At 75.8% G+C, this 2,277-nt stretch carries 2 protein-coding genes and 1 pseudogene; all 3 read right to left on the bottom strand.

Annotated elements, in window-relative coordinates; genetic code table 11:
* Positions 1–219, bottom strand: a pseudogene (locus NCC78_RS30935) (hypothetical protein); the annotation flags it as partial.
* 2 nt (positions 220–221) lie between these two features.
* Positions 222–1,382, bottom strand: coding sequence for a glycosyltransferase family 4 protein (locus NCC78_RS30940; protein ID WP_250798966.1), 1,161 nt, complete (start codon positions 1,380–1,382; stop codon positions 222–224).
* 13 nt (positions 1,383–1,395) lie between these two features.
* The coding region (locus NCC78_RS30945) for a phosphatidylinositol mannoside acyltransferase (RefSeq protein ID WP_284706375.1) at positions 1,396–2,277 on the bottom strand (882 nt) is incomplete at its 5' end.

A 2,277-nucleotide genomic window follows, 5' to 3' on the forward strand; every position in this document is an offset into this window, starting at 1 on the left:
GTCCAGCGCGATCCGCGCCGCCGCGTACAGCTCGACGCCGTAGCGCCGCTCGGCCAGGACCGCGGCGGCCGCCGCGCGGCGCAGCAGATGGGCGTCGAGGGCGCGGGCCGCCAGCTCCGCCCGCGCCTGCAACCGCTCGACCCGGCCGGCGGTCCAGATCAGGTACGCCCCGACCAGGCCGACGACCAGCGCGGCCACCCACCACCACATGCCCGGCATCGTCAGCCCAGCCCCACCCATTCGGTGTCCATGACCCGCCCGTCGGTGGCCTCGATCGCCGCCGCGTACACCTCCACGACCCGGCGGGCGACCACGGGCCAGTCGAAGTACGCCACCACCTGGTCGCCGCACGCGGTCAGCGCGGCCCGCCGGTCGGGGTCGTCGAGCAGTTCGGTGAGGGTCGTCCGCAACGCCGCCGGGTCCCCGGTCGGGAAGAGCTGCCCCGCCCGGCCGCCGTCGAGCACCCGGCGGAACGCGTCGAGGTCGCTGGCGACGACGGTGGTCCCCGCGGCCAGCGCCTCGGTGAGGATCATGCCGAAGGACTCCCCGCCGGTGTTCGGCGCCACGTAGAGGTGCACGCTGCGCAGCATCCGCGCCTTGTCCTCCTCCGAGACCAGCCCGAGGAAGGTCACCCGGTCGCGCAGCTCGGCTGGGAAGCGGTCGAACAGGTCGTCCGGGTCGCCGGGACCGGCGACCAGCAGCCGCAGCCCGGGACGCTGCCGGGCCAGCTCGACGAAGGCGTCCCGGAGCACCGGGAACCCCTTGCGGGCCTCGGTGAACCGGCCCAGGAAGCCGATCGAGCCGCCCTGCCCGGGCGCGCACTCCCCCGGCCAGCCCGGCAACTGCTGCGCGTCGGTGAACTTCGCGACGGCCACTCCGTTGGGGATCTCCACCGCGCCGCCGTCCATGTGCTCGACCTGCACCTTGCGGGCCAGCGCGCTGACCGCGATCCGGGCGGTGATCCGTTCCAGCACGATCTGGAGCACGCCCTGGGCCGCGGCGAGGGCCCGGGACCGGGTCATCGCGGTGTGGAAGGTGGCCACCACCGGGCCGCGGGTGGAGAGCACGGCCAGCAGCGACAGGCTCAGGGTGAGCGGTTCGTGCACGTGCAGCACGTCGAAGTCGCCCCGGGCGATCCAGCGGCGTACCCGGGCCGTGGAGACCGGGCCGAAGGCGATCCGGGCCACCGAGCCGTTGTAGGGCAGCGGCACGGCCCGCCCCGCCGCCACCACGTAGGCCGGCAGCGGGGAGTCCTCGTCGGCGGGGGCGAGCACGCTCACCTGGTGGCCGAGCCCGATCAGCGCCTCGGCGAGGTCCATGACGTGGTTCTGCACGCCTCCGGGGACGTCGAAGGAGTACGGGCACACGATGCCGATCCGCATGGCGCCCCCTCCCTCACACCTGTCCGGTGGCCGGGGAGGGCCGCCGCGCGCCGTCACCCGTGCCGTGCTGGTCCAGCCACATCCGCTGCAACATGTGCCAGTCTTCCGGATGCCGGGCGATGCCCGCCGCCAGACCGTCGGCGATCCGCTGCGTCAGCGAGCGGGCCCGCTGGTCGAGCGGGCCCTCCTCCGGGCCGGGCACCGGCAGCGGGCCCTCCAGCGACGCGCACGCGGCGTCCGGTTCGTACCACATCGAGGCCACGTACAGGGGCGCGCCGGTGCGCAGCGCCAGCAGGGCCGGGCCGGCCGGCATCCGGGTCCGGCCGCCGAAGAACTCCACCTCCACCCCTCGCGCGGAGAGGTCCCGGTCGGCCAGCAGCGGCACCACCGCGCCGGAGCGCAGCCGGTCGACCAGCACGTCGAACGCGGGCCGCTCGCCACCCTGGGTCGGCAGGATCTCCATGCCCAGCCCCTGCCGGAAGGCGACGAACCGCTCGTAGACCCCCTCCGGCTTGAGGCGCTCGGCGACCGTGGTGATCGGCCAGCCGGTGGCGGCCACCCAGGCGCCGGCGGCGTCCCAGTTGCCGCCGTGCGGCAGCGCCACCACCGCGCCCCGGCCGGCGGCCACGTCGGCGGCGAGCAGTTCCTCGCCGTGCAGCCGGAAACCGGCCAGGATCTGCGACCGGCTCAGCGAGGGCAGCCGGAACGCCTCCATCCAGTACCGGGCGTACGAGCGCAGGCCCTGACGGACCAGCTCGTCCAGCTCCGCCTCGGGCAGGTCGGGGCCGACCACCCGGCGCAGGTTCGCGCGCAGTCGGGCCGTACCCCCGCCGCCCCGGCGGTGGGCGCGGTCGGCGCCCGCCCGGAACGCCGCGGCCACGACGGGCCGGGGCAG

This window comes from Micromonospora phytophila (assembly GCF_023656545.1).
Taxonomy (GTDB): Bacteria; Actinomycetota; Actinomycetes; order Mycobacteriales; family Micromonosporaceae; genus Micromonospora; species Micromonospora phytophila.

Excerpts from the sequence above, each read along its gene's own strand:
- NCC78_RS30940 (WP_250798966.1), bottom strand. The coding sequence starts at position 1,382 with ATGCGGATCGGCATCGTGTGCCCGTACTCCTTCGACGTCCCCGGAGGC.